Origin of the sequence: Pantoea sp. Cy-639 (assembly GCF_011752525.1) — a bacterium.
Taxonomy (GTDB): Bacteria; Pseudomonadota; Gammaproteobacteria; order Pseudomonadales; family Pseudomonadaceae; genus Aquipseudomonas.
The window spans coordinates 132823-147968 of record NZ_VWXI01000007.1 but is presented as its reverse complement, the minus strand read 5'-3'; the positions used below and the strand labels follow the sequence as shown (position 1 = coordinate 147968).

General features: G+C 63.7%; 12 protein-coding genes. 2 read left to right on the top strand and 10 right to left on the bottom strand.

Going from position 1 to position 15146, the window contains the following annotated elements; genetic code table 11:
• Positions 1-6: 6 nt before the first annotated feature.
• From hutH to hutC, 4 genes are all read right to left on the bottom strand, one after another.
• On the bottom strand, positions 7-1539 hold the full coding sequence (gene hutH / locus F3J43_RS11285) for a histidine ammonia-lyase (RefSeq protein ID WP_166885831.1): 1533 nt from the start codon (positions 1537-1539) through the stop codon (positions 7-9).
• Positions 1540-1624: 85 nt separating this feature from the next.
• Positions 1625-3298, bottom strand: a complete 1674-nt coding sequence (gene hutU, locus F3J43_RS11280) for a urocanate hydratase (protein WP_166885829.1) — start codon at positions 3296-3298, stop codon at positions 1625-1627.
• A gap of 200 nt (positions 3299-3498) precedes the next feature.
• Positions 3499-4071, bottom strand: coding sequence for a HutD/Ves family protein (locus F3J43_RS11275; protein WP_166885826.1), 573 nt, complete (start codon positions 4069-4071; stop codon positions 3499-3501).
• Positions 4068-4778, bottom strand: a complete 711-nt coding sequence (gene hutC, locus F3J43_RS11270) for a histidine utilization transcriptional repressor HutC (protein WP_205297798.1) — start codon at positions 4776-4778, stop codon at positions 4068-4070. Before hutC ends, F3J43_RS11275 begins: the two co-directional genes overlap by 4 nt.
• Positions 4779-4923: 145 nt before the next feature.
• On the opposite strand from hutC, the gene F3J43_RS11265 reads away from it, so the two are divergent.
• The gene (locus F3J43_RS11265; RefSeq protein ID WP_166885822.1) at positions 4924-6288 is read left to right on the top strand and encodes a formimidoylglutamate deiminase; all 1365 of its coding nucleotides are present in this window, start codon (positions 4924-4926) and stop codon (positions 6286-6288) included.
• 147 nt (positions 6289-6435) lie between these two features.
• On the opposite strand, the gene F3J43_RS11260 is transcribed toward F3J43_RS11265, so the two are convergent.
• The 5 genes from F3J43_RS11260 to F3J43_RS11240 all read right to left on the bottom strand — a co-directional run bounded on the left by F3J43_RS11260 (position 6436) and on the right by F3J43_RS11240 (position 11788).
• Positions 6436-7008, bottom strand: a complete 573-nt coding sequence (locus F3J43_RS11260; protein WP_166885820.1) for a lipocalin family protein — start codon at positions 7006-7008, stop codon at positions 6436-6438.
• Positions 7005-7259 (bottom strand): outer membrane protein assembly factor BamE domain-containing protein, encoded by a 255-nt coding sequence (bamE, locus tag F3J43_RS11255; protein ID WP_011536093.1) that lies wholly within the window; start codon positions 7257-7259, stop codon positions 7005-7007. The genes F3J43_RS11260 and bamE overlap by 4 nt, the downstream gene beginning before the upstream one ends.
• A gap of 306 nt (positions 7260-7565) precedes the next feature.
• Complete coding sequence (locus tag F3J43_RS11250; RefSeq protein WP_166885818.1) at positions 7566-8162, bottom strand: DUF924 family protein; 597 nt, start codon at positions 8160-8162, stop codon at positions 7566-7568.
• A 3-nt stretch (positions 8163-8165) separates the two neighbouring features.
• On the bottom strand, positions 8166-9176 hold the full coding sequence (locus F3J43_RS11245; RefSeq protein ID WP_166885815.1) for a class 1 fructose-bisphosphatase: 1011 nt from the start codon (positions 9174-9176) through the stop codon (positions 8166-8168).
• A 146-nt stretch (positions 9177-9322) separates the two neighbouring features.
• Positions 9323-11788, bottom strand: a complete 2466-nt coding sequence (locus tag F3J43_RS11240; protein WP_166885813.1) for a glycogen/starch/alpha-glucan phosphorylase — start codon at positions 11786-11788, stop codon at positions 9323-9325.
• 186 nt (positions 11789-11974) lie between these two features.
• Here F3J43_RS11240 and F3J43_RS11235 point away from each other — a divergent pair, with 186 nt between their 5' ends.
• Positions 11975-12379: a YkgJ family cysteine cluster protein gene (locus tag F3J43_RS11235; RefSeq protein WP_166885811.1), complete on the top strand. Its 405-nt coding sequence runs from the start codon at positions 11975-11977 to the stop codon at positions 12377-12379.
• A gap of 942 nt (positions 12380-13321) precedes the next feature.
• On the opposite strand, the gene typA is transcribed toward F3J43_RS11235, so the two are convergent.
• Positions 13322-15142: a translational GTPase TypA gene (typA, locus tag F3J43_RS11230; protein WP_166885809.1), complete on the bottom strand. Its 1821-nt coding sequence runs from the start codon at positions 15140-15142 to the stop codon at positions 13322-13324.
• Positions 15143-15146 lie beyond the last annotated feature (4 nt).

Genomic DNA, 15146 nt, shown 5'->3' with positions numbered 1-15146 from the left:
GGGGTATTACAGGCTTGGCAGCACGCCCGTCGGCAGCAAGCCGGTCAGGGTACCCTTGGCCAGCAGCGCGGCAGCCGCCTCGATATCCGGGGCGAAGAAACGGTCGCGGTCATAGTGCGGCACCTCGCGGCGCAGCGCCTGACGCGCCTGCTCGAGCTTGACCGAGGTCTTCAGCCCTTTGCGCAGGTCCAGGCCCTGGCAGGCGCCCAGCCATTCGATGGCCAGCACGCCACGGGTGTTTTCGGCCATTTCCCACAGACGCTTGCCGGCAGCCGGAGCCATCGACACGTGGTCTTCCTGGTTGGCCGAGGTCGGCAGGCTGTCGACACTGTGCGGATGCGACAGCGCCTTGTTCTCGCTGGCCAGCGCGGCGGCGGTGACCTGGGCGATCATGAAGCCCGAGTTGACCCCGCCGTTTTCCACCAGGAATGGCGGCAGTTGGGACATGTGCTTGTCCATCATCAGCGAGATGCGGCGCTCGCTCAGCGAGCCGATCTCGGCAATGGCCAGGGCGATGTTGTCAGCGGCCATGGCCACCGGCTCGGCGTGGAAGTTGCCGCCGGAGATCACATCGCCTTCGGCGGCGAACACCAATGGGTTGTCCGACACGGCGTTGGCCTCGATGCCCAGCACCTCGGCGGCCTGGCGGATCTGGGTCAGGCAGGCACCCATGACCTGTGGCTGGCAGCGCAGCGAGTACGGGTCCTGGACCTTGTCGCAGTTCTTGTGCGACAGCGAGACTTCGCTGGAATCGCCCAACAGGTCGCGGAAGCAGGCAGCGGTGTCGATCTGGCCGCGCTGGCCACGCACAGCGTGGATGCGTGCATCGAACGGCGAACGCGAGCCCAGTGCCGCCTCGACGCTCAGACCGCCACAGGCGATCGCCGCGGCGTACAGGTCCTCGGCCTGGAACAGGCCGCGCAGGGCGTAGGCAGTGGAGGCCTGGGTCCCGTTGAGCAGGGCCAGGCCCTCCTTGGCGGCCAGGGTCAGCGGTTCAAGGCCGGCGACCGCCAGGGCCTCGGTGGCCGACAGCCACTGGCCCTTGTAGCGGGCCTTGCCCTCGCCCAGCAGCACCAGCGACATGTGCGCCAGCGGTGCCAGGTCGCCGGAGGCACCGACCGAGCCCTTGAGCGGAATGTGCGGATAGACTTCGGCGTTGACCAGGGCGATCAGCGCATCGATGACTTTGCGGCGGATACCGGAGAAGCCACGGCTGAGGCTGTTGATCTTGAGCACCATGATCAGCCGTACCAGGTCGTCGTCCAGCGGCGCGCCGATACCGGCGGCGTGGGACAGCACCAGCGAGCGCTGCAGGTTCTCGAGGTCGTGGCTGGCGATGCGGGTCGAGGCCAGCAGGCCGAAGCCGGTATTGATGCCGTACGCGGTGCGGTCTTCGGCGATGATCTGCTCGACGCAGGCGACGCTGGCGTCGATGGCCGGTGCAGCGCTGGCATCCAGTTGCAGGCGCACGGGCGCGGCATGAATCGCGCGCAGCTGGGCCAGGGTCAGGGTGCCAGGCTTGAGGGTGAGTTCGGTCACTTCGCTACTCCAATCGCTTGGGGGCCATGGCCCCCTTCTTGTTGTTCAGTATCACCCGTGCAGGGTGCGATCCAAAACGCGGCGATCAGCCGGTGATCATCGGCAGGTCCAGGCCCTGCTCCTTGGCGCAGTCGATGGCGATCTGGTAGCCGGCGTCGGCGTGGCGCATCACGCCGGTGCCTGGGTCGTTGGTCAGCACGCGGGCAATCCGCGCCGCCGCCTCGTCGGTACCGTCACAGACGATGACCATGCCCGAATGCTGGGAGAAGCCCATGCCCACGCCGCCGCCGTGGTGCAGCGAAACCCAGGTGGCGCCGCCCGCGGTGTTGAGCAAGGCGTTGAGCAGCGGCCAGTCGGAGACTGCATCGGAGCCGTCGCGCATGGCTTCGGTCTCGCGGTTGGGGCTGGACACCGAGCCGGAGTCCAGGTGGTCGCGGCCGATCACCACCGGTGCCGACAGCTCGCCGCTGCGGACCATCTCGTTGAACGCCAGGCCCAGCTTGGCGCGCAGGCCCAGGCCAACCCAGCAGATACGCGCCGGCAGGCCCTGGAAGCTGATGCGCTCGCGCGCCATGTCCAGCCAGCGGTGCAGGTGGGCGTCGTCCGGGATCAGCTCCTTGACCTTGGCGTCGGTCTTGTAGATGTCCTCGGCGTCGCCCGACAGCGCGGCCCAGCGGAACGGACCGACACCCCGGCAGAACAGCGGACGGATGTAGGCCGGGACGAAGCCCGGGAAGTCGAAGGCATTGGCCACGCCCTCTTCCTTGGCCATCTGGCGGATGTTGTTGCCATAGTCGAAGGTCGGAATGCCCTGCTTCTGGAAATCGAGCATGGCCTGAACGTGCACGGCCATCGACTGCTTGGCGGCCTTGACCACTGCGGCCGGATCGGTCTGCGCGCGGTCGCGGTACTGCTCCCAGGTCCAGCCGGCTGGCAGGTAGCCGTTGAGCGGATCGTGGGCACTGGTCTGGTCGGTGACCATGTCCGGGCGCACGCCGCGCTTGACCAGTTCCGGGAGGATCTCGGCGGCGTTGCCATGCAGGGCGATGGAGATGGCCTTGCCTTCGGCGGTGTACTTGGCGATACGCGCCAGGGCGTCATCGAGGTCCTTGGCCTGCTCGTCGACGTAGCGGGTTTCCAGGCGGAAGTCGATGCGGCTCTGCTGGCACTCGATGTTCAGCGAGCAGGCGCCGGCCAAGGTCGCGGCCAGAGGCTGGGCACCGCCCATGCCGCCCAGGCCGGCGGTCAGTACCCACTTGCCTTTCAGGCTGCCGTTGTAGTGCTGGCGCCCGGCCTCGACGAAGGTTTCGTAGGTGCCCTGGACGATGCCCTGGCTACCGATGTAGATCCAGCTGCCGGCGGTCATCTGGCCGTACATGGCCAGGCCTTTGGCATCCAGTTCGTTGAAGTGCTCCCAGTTTGCCCAGTGCGGCACCAGGTTGGAGTTGGCGATCAGTACCCGCGGAGCGTTGCTGTGGGTCTTGAACACGCCAACCGGCTTGCCCGACTGCACCAGCAGGGTCTCGTCGTCTTCCAGGCGGGTCAGGGTCTCGACGATCTTGTCGTAGCACTCCCAGTTGCGCGCGGCACGGCCGATGCCGCCGTACACCACCAGTTCCTTGGGGTTCTCGGCGACCTGCGGGTCGAGGTTGTTCATCAGCATGCGCAGCGGCGCTTCGGTCAGCCAGCTCTTGGCGGTCAGCTTGTTGCCACGCGGGGCACGGATTTCTACGTCACGGTATTTGTTGTTGTCAGTCACGGGGATGTCCTCTGCGGTCGTCCGACGGCATGTATGTGTCGTGGCGACTATACAAACACACCTTTACTTGTATGTACAAGCATAGGCAACCAAAAAAGACCGACCACTCCTCCGAAACGCATCGCGGGGCAAGCCCACCCCCACGACCAACGAAGCTTGGCGTGGGAGCAGGCTTGCCCCGCGATGTACTGGCGACGGAATCAGGTTGGTGTCAGTTCGATCAGGCAGAATCGCCCTTGCACGTCCAACTCCTGAACCTGGCCACCATTCTCGATCTGCAGGCAGTCGTACAACCCCAGCTGCTTCACGCCCGGCCATGCCCCGCGAACCTCGACATGGTTGCTCGCCGCGAACAGCAGCACCGTCGACGCCGAACTGAACAGCCGGCTGCTACCGTCGAACCACTGCAACCGCGCCCGATAGCGCTGTGGCGCATAGATCAGGTTGAAGTCGCGGATCGCTGCGCCCAGCAGCTTGCAACTGACCTGGCTCTCGCCACTGAAGGCGAACGCATCGAACGGTAGCAGCGGTCGAGTGGCCTGGCCATCGACCAGCAGACGCATGCCGTCGCCCTGGAGCACGGTGATGATGCGCTGATAACCGGCAAAGCTGGAAAAGCCACCGGACTCCTCGATATCGGCGATCGACAGGCGCCAGCCGAAACCGTCCAGGCCATCACCGGCGTCGCGGGTGATCTCTTCGGTGAAACCACCACCGTTCTTCCAGGGCATGCGCGGATAGTCGTGGGCGCGCAACAACTGCAACTGGCTCATTTACTGAATCGTCCTTCCAGGCGATGACGGGAACCGGGGTGGATCAGCCGCGCGGCAGTCACCGGCTGGCGGCCGGACCAGGTACGGCGACGGATCAGCAGACACGGCTCGCCGCGCTCGATCTGCAGCAGGCGGCACTCCTCGGGCTCGGCGAGGATGGCCTCGACCACGTGCTCGCCCTCGGTGAGCGGCGCGACCTGCGACAGGTAGGCGTACGGCGTCTGTCGGGTGAAGTCCTGCTTGAGGTAGTCCGGGGCGATGGCGGCATTGACGTAGCGGTCCTCGATCTGCACCGGCACGCCATTCTCGTAGTGCACGATCAGCGAATGGAACACCCGCTGGCCTTCGCGCATGTCCAGGGCCAGGGCACGCTCGGAGCCTGCGGCTTCCTCGGCCAGGCGGATCACCTGGCAGCTATGCTGGTGACCACGGCCGGCGATCTCGTCGGCGATGTTGTTGACCTCGAACAGCGCCGAGCGGCTCTTGGGTTCGGCAACGAAGGTGCCGACACCCTGCATGCGGATCAGCAGCCCTTCGGCGGTCAGCTCGCGCAGGGCACGGTTGATGGTCATGCGGCTGAAACCCAGCTCGCTGACCAGTTCGCTCTCCGAGGGCACCCGGTGATGGGGCGGCCAGCTGCCGCTCTCGATCTGCTGGATGATCATCTGTTTCACCCGGGCGTAGAGCGGCGCCGGCCCTTCGCCCATCTGGGCAACCAGCGCGGAGACAGGAGGTGTCGGCACGGCGTTGAGTCCTTGTACGGTTGGCGTGAGCGGTAGCTTGCCGGAGTTTACCCGGCAGGCAAACGGCTGTATATGTATATACAAGTTAACAATAACAGGATTTGCCTCGATGTCCGCCTACTTCGCCGAACGCGCCCTGCTGCCCACGGGCTGGTCCCGCAACGTCCGCCTGGAGGTCGCCGCCGATGGCCGGTTGAGCTCGGTTACCACCGATGCCAGTGCCGAGGGCGCCGAACGCCTGGGCGGTCCCCTGCTGCCGGGCATGCCCAACCTGCATTCGCACGCGTTCCAACGAGCCATGGCCGGGTTGGCGGAAGTGGCCGGCAATCCCAACGACAGTTTCTGGACCTGGCGCGACCTGATGTACCGCCTGGTCGGCCAGATCACGCCCGGGCAGTTGCAGGTCATCGCCCGCCAGCTGTACATCGAGATGCTCAAGGCCGGCTACACCTCGGTGGCCGAGTTCCACTACGTGCACCACGACCAGCACGGCCAGCGCTACGCCGACCCGGCCGAGCTGTCGCGCCGCATCAGCGCCGCCGCTACCGCCAGCGGCATCGGCCTGACCTTGCTGCCGGTGCTCTACAGCCACTCGGGCTTCGGTGGCCAGGCGCCCAACGACGGGCAACGCCGCTTCATCAACAGCACCGAACAGTACCTGCGCCTGCAACAGCAGCTGCAACCACTGCTGGCGCAGCAGCCCGCGCAACAGCTGGGCTTGTGCTTCCACTCCCTGCGCGCGGTCACTCCAGGACAGATCGCCGAGGTTCTGGGCGCCAGTGACACGACCTGTCCGGTGCACATCCACATTGCCGAACAGCAGAAGGAGGTCGACGACTGCCTGGCCTGGAGCGGTCGCCGCCCGCTGCAATGGCTGTACGAGCACACCGAGGTGGACGCGCGCTGGTGCCTGGTCCACGCCACCCACGCCGAGCCCGACGAAGTCGCCGCCATGGCTCGCAGCGGCGCGGTGGCCGGCCTGTGCCTGACCACCGAGGCGAACCTGGGCGACGGTATCTTCCCGGCCGTGGACTACCTGGCCCAGGGCGGGCGACTGGGGATCGGCTCGGACAGCCACGTGTCACTGAGCGTGGTCGAGGAACTGCGCTGGCTGGAGTACGGCCAGCGCCTGCGCGACCAGCGCCGCAACCGGCTGTATCGTGCCGACCAGCCGATGGTCGGGCGCACGCTGTACGACGCTGCCCTGAGCGGCGGTGCCCAGGCACTGGGGCAACCGGTCGGCGAACTGGCGGCCGGCCGACGTGCGGACTGGCTGGTGTTGGACGGACAGGATCCATACCTGGCCGTGGCCGACGGCGACGCCATCCTCAACCGCTGGCTGTTCGCCGGCGGCGACCGGCAGGTACGCGATGTGATGGTCAACGGCCAATGGGTGGTGCGCCAGGGGCGGCATGCCCAGGAAGAGGAAAGTGCAGCGGCGTTTGTGGAGGTACTGCGCCAGCTACTCGCCTGAAGCGCGCTAGCTGTAGAGGCGGCCTTGTTTCGCGAAAGGGGTGCGGAGCGCCCCACAGAACTTCAGTGTTGCACCTATCGCCGGGGCCGCCTTGCGGCCCTTTCGCGACACGAGGCCGCTCCTACAGAGACTGCGCCGGCCTGAAACTCAATGCCGGGCGACAATGTCCTTGTCGGGCGTGCGCCAGATCAGCCGGCTGGTGTCGTACCCCTGCTGACGCGCCTTGGACATCAGGCTCTCGCGCTCCCACGCCGGCATCGACGGCGTGCGCGACAGAATCCACAGGTACTTGTGGTCCGGGCTGCCGACAACGGCGCTGCGGTAGCGATCGTCGACATACAGGATCCAGTACTGCCCCTTGGCCACGCCAGGCACCAGGCGGGTGAACCAGTTGTCGAACTCCACCCACAATTTGTCGGTGTGCCCGGCTTGCTGCGGGGTGGCATGGCCTTCGGCGCGCAGCCACTCGTCACCCAGGGTACGGCAGCGGTTCAGCACACCCATGGTGCCGTCGGGCTTGACGTTGTAGTGGGCCTCGGACTGGGCACAGCCCTCCTGGTACTTCATCGGCAGGCGTGCCAACTCGAACCACTTGCCCTGATAACGCTTGAGGTCGACCGCACCTGCGGTCTTCGGCGCCAGAGGATCGGTGGCCGAGGTAGCGCAGCCACCGAGCAGCATCACCAGGCAAATCCCCAGCAGCAGGTGCAGACGCCTCATTTGAGGCCCTGCCCGGAATACATCAGGACCTTGTCGGCAGCATACTGCACGCTGATGAAGCTCTTCTCGTCACCCCAGGTGCAGCTGCTCATGCCCAACGCGCCCGAGCACTCCTTCGGCGTACCGAGCAATTGCTCGACTTCGGCCTTGTTCATGCCGGCCTTGAGCTTGGAATAGTTTTCCTGGTTGATCTTGCTGCAGGCAGTCAGGACGACGCACAAGGACAACAGGGCGAGGGAACGCAACGACATGGGGGACACTCCTGGAGGTGGATGCACAGGCACGAGGACCTGCAGGGAGCTTAGAAGGGAAAACAGCTCCGCGGTTCCCTGCCAGCCAAGGTTTTCGTCATCCGCCATTGGTCGACTGGCGCGCAAACGATTGGTGCCTTGTGCAGTGGCTGGACAGCCGTGGCCGATACGCGCAATCAGGGAAAGGGAGCAGAAGCAGCAAGGCACTTTGCGTGCCTGCAACAGGTCGCGATTGAAGCACAGGATGGATAGCTCAAGGCTCTGAAAACGTGGGAGCGGGGCAAGCCCGCTGCCACGTTACTCGGCTCAGAACCGCGAACCGGGCTCCAGCAGGAAGTCCATCTCTTCACTGGTGCTCGGACGCCCCAGCACCAAGTTGCGGTGCGGGAAGCGACCGAAGCGGGCAATCACCCGCTGGTGCTGCTCGGCATAGTCGAGGAAGCCTTCGAACAACCGACGGTTGGCTTCCGGCTGCTCGTCCAGCAGCGACTTATAGCGCTCGACGCACAGGTTCTGCCAGTCGAGCACCTCGGCATGCTCCAGCACCAGCAGCACGAACACCCGCTGGATCGGCAGCAACTGGTAGTCCCAGTTCTTCTGCAGCCCCTGCATGGCCACCACCTGCGCCCGCCGATCGCCCTCGAAGGCGCGTGGCGTGTCGCGATGGATCATACGCGGCAATTGATCGAGCAGGATCAGCAGACCGAGCCAGCCCTGCGGACTCTGCTGCCACTCGTCGAGCCCGCCCGCCAGGGCCTGCTCGACCAGGTCGCCGAACAGGGCATGGGCATCGACATCATGGTGCTTGCCGAACCACAGCGTGTTCTTCTCGTCAGCCACGGCCTGGGCACTGGTGCCCCAACCGAACCACCACTCCAGCAACGGCTGCCAAGGTGCGAGCATGACTTACTCCTTGTGGTAGGCGGTGACGCGCTCTACCTCTTCCTTCGAGCCGAGGATCACCGACACACGCTGGTGCAGGCTGTCCGGCTTGATGTCGAGGATCCGGTCGTAGCCGTTGGTCGAGGCGCCGCCAGCCTGTTCGATGATGAACGACATCGGGTTGGCTTCGTACATCAGGCGCAGCTTGCCCGGCTTGCTCGGCTCGCGGGCATCGCGCGGGTACATGAACAGACCGCCACGGGTCAGGATGCGGTGCACGTCAGCCACCATCGAGGCGATCCAGCGCATGTTGTAGTTCTTCTTCAGCGGACCGGTCTCGCCGGCCAGCAGCTCGCCCACGTAGCGCTGTACCGGGGCTTCCCAGTGACGCTGGTTGGACATGTTGATGGCGAACTCGGCGGTGCTTTCCGGTACGCGGATGTTCTCGTGGGTCAGGACGAAGCTGCCCAGTTCACGATCCAGGGTGAAGCCCTTGACGCCGTTGCCCAGGGTCAGGATCAGCATGGTCTGCGGGCCGTAGATGGCGTAACCGGCGGCGACCTGCTGGGTGCCTGGCTGCAGGAAGGCGTTTTCGTTCAGGGTTTCGTTCTGGCTCAGGTATTCGTTGGGGCAACGCAGTACCGAGAAGATGGTACCGACCGAGACGTTGACGTCGATGTTCGACGAACCGTCCAGCGGGTCGAAGACCAGCAGGTAGGCGCCTTTCGGATACTTGCCCGGGATCTGGTAGGCGTTGTCCATTTCCTCGGACGCCATGCCGGCCAGGTGGCCGCCCCACTCGTTGGCCTCGAGCAGGATGTCGTTGGAGATCACGTCGAGCTTCTTCTGCACTTCGCCCTGCACGTTCTCGGTGCCCATGCTGCCCAGCACGCCGCCGAGGGCGCCCTTGGACACGTGGTGGCTGATCTCCTTGCACGCACGCGCCACCACTTCGATCAGGAAGCGCAGATCGGCAGGGGTGTTGTTGCTGCGGGTCTGCTCAATCAGATAGCGACTCAGGGTAACGCGGGACATGTATGGCTCCGAAAGGAAAAGGGGGAGAAAACCCCCGCAGTTTACAGGGAGAGTTGCAGGCTAGCGAGCAAAGAGACTCGACTTCGGGACTTGAGTTCAGCAAGTATCCGGCCGATGGTCGGTTGCCCGCTCCTGCAGCGCCGACATCAATCCAGCGCCTTCCAGATTTCGGTGGCATATTCGCGAATGGTCCGGTCGGATGAAAACCAGCCCATCCGCGCAGTATTGAGCACCGCCATGCGCCACCATTCCTGCGGCGCGTGCCACAGTTCCTCGACCCGCCGCTGGGCATCCCAATAGGCATCGAAATCGGCGCACACCAGGAAGCGGTCATAGGCGACCAGGCCGTCGACCAATCCGACATAGCGCGACGGGTCATCTGGCGAAAACACCCCGCTGCGGATCGCCTGCAGCACATCGCCCAGGCGCCCCGAGGCCGCGATCGCGGCACTGGCGCCGAAATCGCCGGAGCGCCGGCGTGCCTCCACCTGCTGCGCGGTCAGGCCGAAGATGAACATGTTCTCGGCGCCGACCTGCTCGCACATTTCAACGTTGGCGCCGTCCAGGGTGCCGATGGTCAGCGCGCCGTTGAGCCCGAACTTCATGTTGCTGGTACCCGATGCCTCGTAGCCGGCGGTGGAGATCTGCTCGGACAGGTCGGCCGCCGGAATGATGCTCTCGGCCAGGCTGACGTTGTAGTTGGGCAGGAACACCACCTTGAGCAGACCGCGCACGGTCGGGTCGTTATTGACCACTCGGGCGATATCGTTGGCCAGCTTGATGATCAGCTTGGCCTGCTGATAACTCGCCGCGGCCTTGCCGGCGAAGAGCTTCACCCGCGGCACCCAGTCGGTGCCCGGATCGTTGCGCATGGCCTGGTACAGGGCCACGGTGTGCAGCAGATTGAGCAGTTGGCGCTTGTACTCGTGGATACGCTTGACCTGCACGTCGAACAACGCCTCGGGATTGACCGTAACGCCGAGCCGGTCCTGGATGATGCTGGCCAGCGCCCGCTTGCTGTGCAGGCGCTGGGCGGCGAATTGCCTGCGGAACGCGGCCTTGTCGGCGAACGGCGCCAACGCCTTGAGCTTGCCTTCGGGATTGTCCAGCACGTCCGCCCCCAGGGCCTCGACCAGCATCGAGGTGAGCGACGGGTTGGCCTGGTACAACCAACGGCGGAAGGTGATGCCGTTGGTCTTGTTGTTGATCCGTTGTGGGTAGAGCTTGTGCAACTCGGCGAACACCGTGCTCTTCATCAGTTTGCTGTGCAGCGCCGACACGCCGTTGACGCTGTGCGAGCCGAGAAACGCCAGGTTGCCCATGCGTACCCGGCGACCGTTGTCCTCCTCGATCAGCGACACTGCCCGCAGCACGTCGAAATCATGCAGGCCTTTGGCCCGCAAGGCGTCGATGTGGTAGGCGTTGATCAGGTAGATGATCTGCATGTGCCGCGGCAGCATCCGCTCCATCAGCGCCACCGGCCAGGTCTCCAGGGCCTCGGGCAGCAGCGTGTGGTTGGTATAGGCCAGGGTGCCGACGGTGAGCTGCCAGGCCGTGTCCCAGGGAATCTCGTGCTGGTCGACCAGCAGCCGCATCAATTCGGCCACCGCGATCGACGGATGGGTGTCGTTGAGCTGGATGGCGGCGGCATCCGGCAGGTTGAGCAGGTTGTCGTGCATGTTCAGGTGGCGCCGCAGCAGGTCCTGCAGCGAAGCCGAGACGAAGAAAAACTCCTGGCGCAGGCGCAGCTCCTGCCCCGCCTCGGTGCTGTCGGCCGGGTACAGCACCCGCGAGATGCTCTCGGCCCGCGCCACTTCGGCGACGGCCCCCAGGTGGTCGCCGGCGTTGAAGCGCTCCAGGTGCAGCTCCTCCAGCGCCCGGGCCCGCCACAGGCGCAGGGTGTTGACGCTGGCGCCACGCCAGCCGACCACCGGGGTATCGTAGGCCACCGCCCGCACCGTCTCGCCCGGCCACCATACCTGGCGCTGCTGGCCATTGTTCTCGTACACGGTCTCGACACTGCCGCCAAAGCTGATCGGGTAGATCACCTCGGCCCGCTCGAACTCCCAGGGGTTGCCGAAATCCAGCCAGTTCTCGGTCTGCTCCTGCTGCCAACCCTCAACCAGCGCCTGGCGGAACAGTCCGTGCTCATAACGGATGCCATAGCCATGGGCGGCGATGCCCAAGGTCGACATGCTTTCCATGAAGCACGCCGCCAGACGCCCGAGGCCGCCGTTGCCCAGTGCGGCGTCCGGCTCGAGCAGGCGGATGCGCTCCAGGTCCACGTCCAGCCCTTCCAGGGCCTCGCGGGCGATCTCCAGGTAGCCGAGGTTGCTCAGGCTGTCGTACAGCAGCCGACCGATGAGGAACTCGAGGGAAAGGTAATAAACACGCTTCTGGCTACGGCGGTAGGCCTGGCGGGTATGGTCCATCCAGTGGTCGACCATGTGGTCGCGGGCCGCCAGGGCGATGGCTTCGAACCAGTCGTGATCGAAGGCATGTTCCGGGTCCTTGCCGACCGCGTAGGTCAGCTTGGCCAGTACAGCGGCGCGAAAAGCGGCCACCTCTTCTTGCTGGGCCTTGGCGTCACGGGCTTTGGGTTCCTGGGACATGGGGCATCCTCGGGCAAGTGGACGAAAGCGCGGGAAGATTGTTCAGCCTAGACGCTCTGACATGGAGTGGCAGCCACGGTTCGCGGTTTTCACCCGGACGGCGGAAATCAGGCAAAAGGTTGTTCACAAATTGAACAACTCCGGTATGATCGCGCGCCCCAAGACCGTGATGCGCCCCCTATAACGATGAAAACGACCCTGATCGCCGCCGCCGAAGTCGACCGCCTGGAAACTTGGCAGCGTTATGCCAGCCACATGTGCGGTGGCTGCCACTCGACCTGTTGCACCCTGCCGGTGGAGGTGAAGATCAAGGATCTGATCCGCATCGGAGTGGTGGACGAATTCGAGAAGGACGAACCGCCGAAGAACGTTGCCAAGCGCCTGCAGAAGGAAGGCATCATCGAGCGCTTCAACCAGAAGTCGGGGATCTTCACCCTGACCCGGATGAGCAACGATGACTGCATGTACCTGGATCGCAAGAGCCGGCTGTGCACCATCTACGACAAGCGTCCGGACACTTGCCGCAACCACCCCAGGATCGGGCCGCGGCCAGGGTATTGCGCGTACAAGCCCAAGGCAGTCGGACGTTAAGCCTTCAAGTATCCCCGCAGCCCGTCGCAGCCCGTCGCAGGCTGTCGCCAGCTCCCACAGAGATTGTGAAAGGCCTGGATCAGCAACCCAAACAGAGACTGTGAAAGGCCCGGATCAGCAATCCCAAACAGCGACTGTGAAAAGCCTGGAGTCAGCAATCCCAAACAGAGATTGTGAAAAGCCTGGAGCCAGCAATCCCAAACAGCGATTGTGAAAAGCCTGGAGCCAGCAATCCCAAACAGCGATTGTGAAAAGCCTGGAGTCAGCAATCCCAAACAGAGATTGTGAAAAGCCTGGAGCCAGCAATCCCAAACAGAGATTGTGAAAAGCCTGGAGCCAGCAATCCCAAACAGCGATTGTGAAAAGCCTGGAGTCAGCAATCCCAAACAGAGATTGTGAAAAGCCTGGAGCCAGCAATCCCAAACAGCGATTGTGAAAAGCCTGGAGTCAGCAATCCCAAACAGCGATTGTGAAAAGCCTGGAGTCAGCAATCCCAAACAGCGATTGTGAAAAGCCTGGAGTCAGCAATCCCAAACAGAGATTGTGAAAAGCCTGGGGTCAGCAATCCCAAACAGAGATTGTGAAAAGCCTGGAGTCAGCAATCCCAAACAGAGATTGTGAAAAGCCTGGAGTCAGCAATCCCAAACAGCGATTGTGAAAAGCCTGGGGTCAGCAATCCCAAACAGAGATTGTGAAAAGCCTGGAGTCAGCAATCCCAAACAGAGATTGTGAAAAGCCTGGAGTCAGCAGCTCAGGCAGGGCTTGCGCTAGAGCCGAAGTCGGTTACCCAAACAGAGAATGGACAGGGCATGATGTCGGCAGAACCCTGTGGGAGCTGGCGATAGCCTGCGACGGAGCGCAAAGCGGCCCGACATCCCGAAGACAAACAAAAACGCCCCCGGCCTTTCGACCGGGGGCGTTTTCATTTCAGCCTGAACTCAATCAGTTCTTGGCTTTCTTGGCAGCGCGGGTACGCTCGCCTTCGTCCAGGATCTTCTTGCGCAGACGGATCGACTTAGGCGTCACTTCGCACAGCTCGTCGTCCTGGATGAATTCCAGGGCCTGCTCCAGCGTGTGGCGAACCGGCGGAACCAGGGCGATGACTTCGTCCTTGCCCGAAGCACGCATGTTGTCGAGCTTCTTGCCTTTGGTCGGGTTCACGCCCAGGTCGTTGTCACGGCTGTTCAGGCCGATGATCTGACCGTTGTAGATGTCCTGGCCGTGCTCGATGAACAGCTTGCCGCGAGCCTGCAGGGTTTCCAGCGAGTAGGTCAGCGCCTTGCCGGTCTCGATCGAAACCAGAACACCGTTCAGACGACCGGACATCTGGCCTGGCTTCATGGTGTCGTAGCGATCGAAGATCGAGGTCAGGATGCCTGCACCGTTGGTCAGGGTCAGGAACTGGTTACGGAAACCGATCAGACCGCGAGCCGGTACGTTGTACTCCAGACGAACACGGCCCTTGCCATCCGGCGCCATGTTGGTCAGGTCGCCCTTACGCAGGCCCATTTCTTCCATGACCTTGCCCTGGGAGTCTTCAGGGATGTCGATGGTGACGTTCTCGAACGGCTCCTGCTTGACGCCGTTCTCTTCGCGGATGATCACTTCAGGACGGCCCACGGCCATCTCGAAGCCTTCACGGCGCATGGTTTCGATCAGTACCGACAGGTGCAGTTCACCACGGCCGGAAACCTTGAACTTGTCGGCCGAGTCGCCTTCTTCAACGCGCAGTGCCACGTTGTACAGCAGCTCTTTGTCCAGACGCTCCTTGATGTTACGGGAGGTCACGAACTTGCCTTCCTTGCCGCAGAACGGCGAGTCGTTGACCTGGAAGGTCATCGAAACGGTCGGCTCGTCAACGGTCAGCGGCTTCATCGCCTCGACGGTGTTGATGTCGCACAGGGTGTCGGAGATGAACAGCTCTTCGAAGCCGCTGATGCAGACGATGTCGCCAGCCTGGGCTTCTTCGACGTCCACACGGTGCAGGCCGTGGTGACCCATCAGCTTCAGGATACGGCCGTTGCGCTTCTTGCCGTTGGTGTCGATGGCGACGACCGGGGTGTTCGGCTTGACGCGACCACGGGCGATACGGCCAACGCCGATAACACCGAGGAAGCTGTTGTAGTCCAGTGCAGAGATCTGCATCTGGAACGGACCATCACGGTCAACGGACGGCGCCGGTACGTTGTCGATGATCGACTGGTACAGCGGGGTCATGTCTTCGGCCATGGCGGTGTGGTCCAGACCGGCGATGCCGTTCAGGGCCGAGGCGTAGACAACCTGGAAGTCCAGCTGGTCGTCGGTGGCGCCGAGGTTGTCGAACAGGTCGAAGATCTGGTCCAGAACCCAGTCAGGACGAGCGCCCGGGCGGTCGACCTTGTTGATCACGACGATCGGCTTCAGGCCGGCTTCGAAGGCCTTCTTGGTCACGAAGCGGGTTTGCGGCATCGGGCCGTCCTGGGCGTCGACCAGCAGCAGCACGGAGTCGACCATCGACATCACACGCTCGACCTCGCCACCGAAGTCGGCGTGGCCGGGGGTGTCGACGATGTTGATGTGGTAGCCGTTCCAGTTGATGGCGGTGTTCTTCGCCAGAATGGTAATACCGCGCTCTTTTTCCTGGTCGTTGGAGTCCATGACGCGCTCGTCGTTGAGCTCGTTACGCTCCAGGGTGCCGGACTGGCGCAGGAGTTTGTCGACCAGGGTGGTTTTACCATGGTCAACGTGGGCGATGATGGCGATGTTACGCAGATTTTCGATCACAACT

Excerpts from the sequence above, each read along its gene's own strand:
- bamE (WP_011536093.1), bottom strand. The coding sequence starts at position 7,259 with ATGTCGTTGCGTTCCCTCGCCCTGTTGTCCTTGTGCGTCGTCCTGACT.
- F3J43_RS11245 (WP_166885815.1), bottom strand. The coding sequence starts at position 9,176 with ATGTCCCGCGTTACCCTGAGTCGCTATCTGATTGAGCAGACCCGCAGC.
- F3J43_RS11260 (WP_166885820.1), bottom strand. The coding sequence starts at position 7,008 with ATGAGGCGTCTGCACCTGCTGCTGGGGATTTGCCTGGTGATGCTGCTC.
- F3J43_RS11240 (WP_166885813.1), bottom strand. The coding sequence starts at position 11,788 with ATGTCCCAGGAACCCAAAGCCCGTGACGCCAAGGCCCAGCAAGAAGAG.
- F3J43_RS11235 (WP_166885811.1), top strand. The coding sequence starts at position 11,975 with ATGAAAACGACCCTGATCGCCGCCGCCGAAGTCGACCGCCTGGAAACT.
- hutC (WP_205297798.1), bottom strand. The coding sequence starts at position 4,778 with ATGGGCGAAGGGCCGGCGCCGCTCTACGCCCGGGTGAAACAGATGATC.
- F3J43_RS11265 (WP_166885822.1), top strand. The coding sequence starts at position 4,924 with ATGTCCGCCTACTTCGCCGAACGCGCCCTGCTGCCCACGGGCTGGTCC.
- F3J43_RS11250 (WP_166885818.1), bottom strand. The coding sequence starts at position 8,162 with ATGCTCGCACCTTGGCAGCCGTTGCTGGAGTGGTGGTTCGGTTGGGGC.
- F3J43_RS11275 (WP_166885826.1), bottom strand. The coding sequence starts at position 4,071 with ATGAGCCAGTTGCAGTTGTTGCGCGCCCACGACTATCCGCGCATGCCC.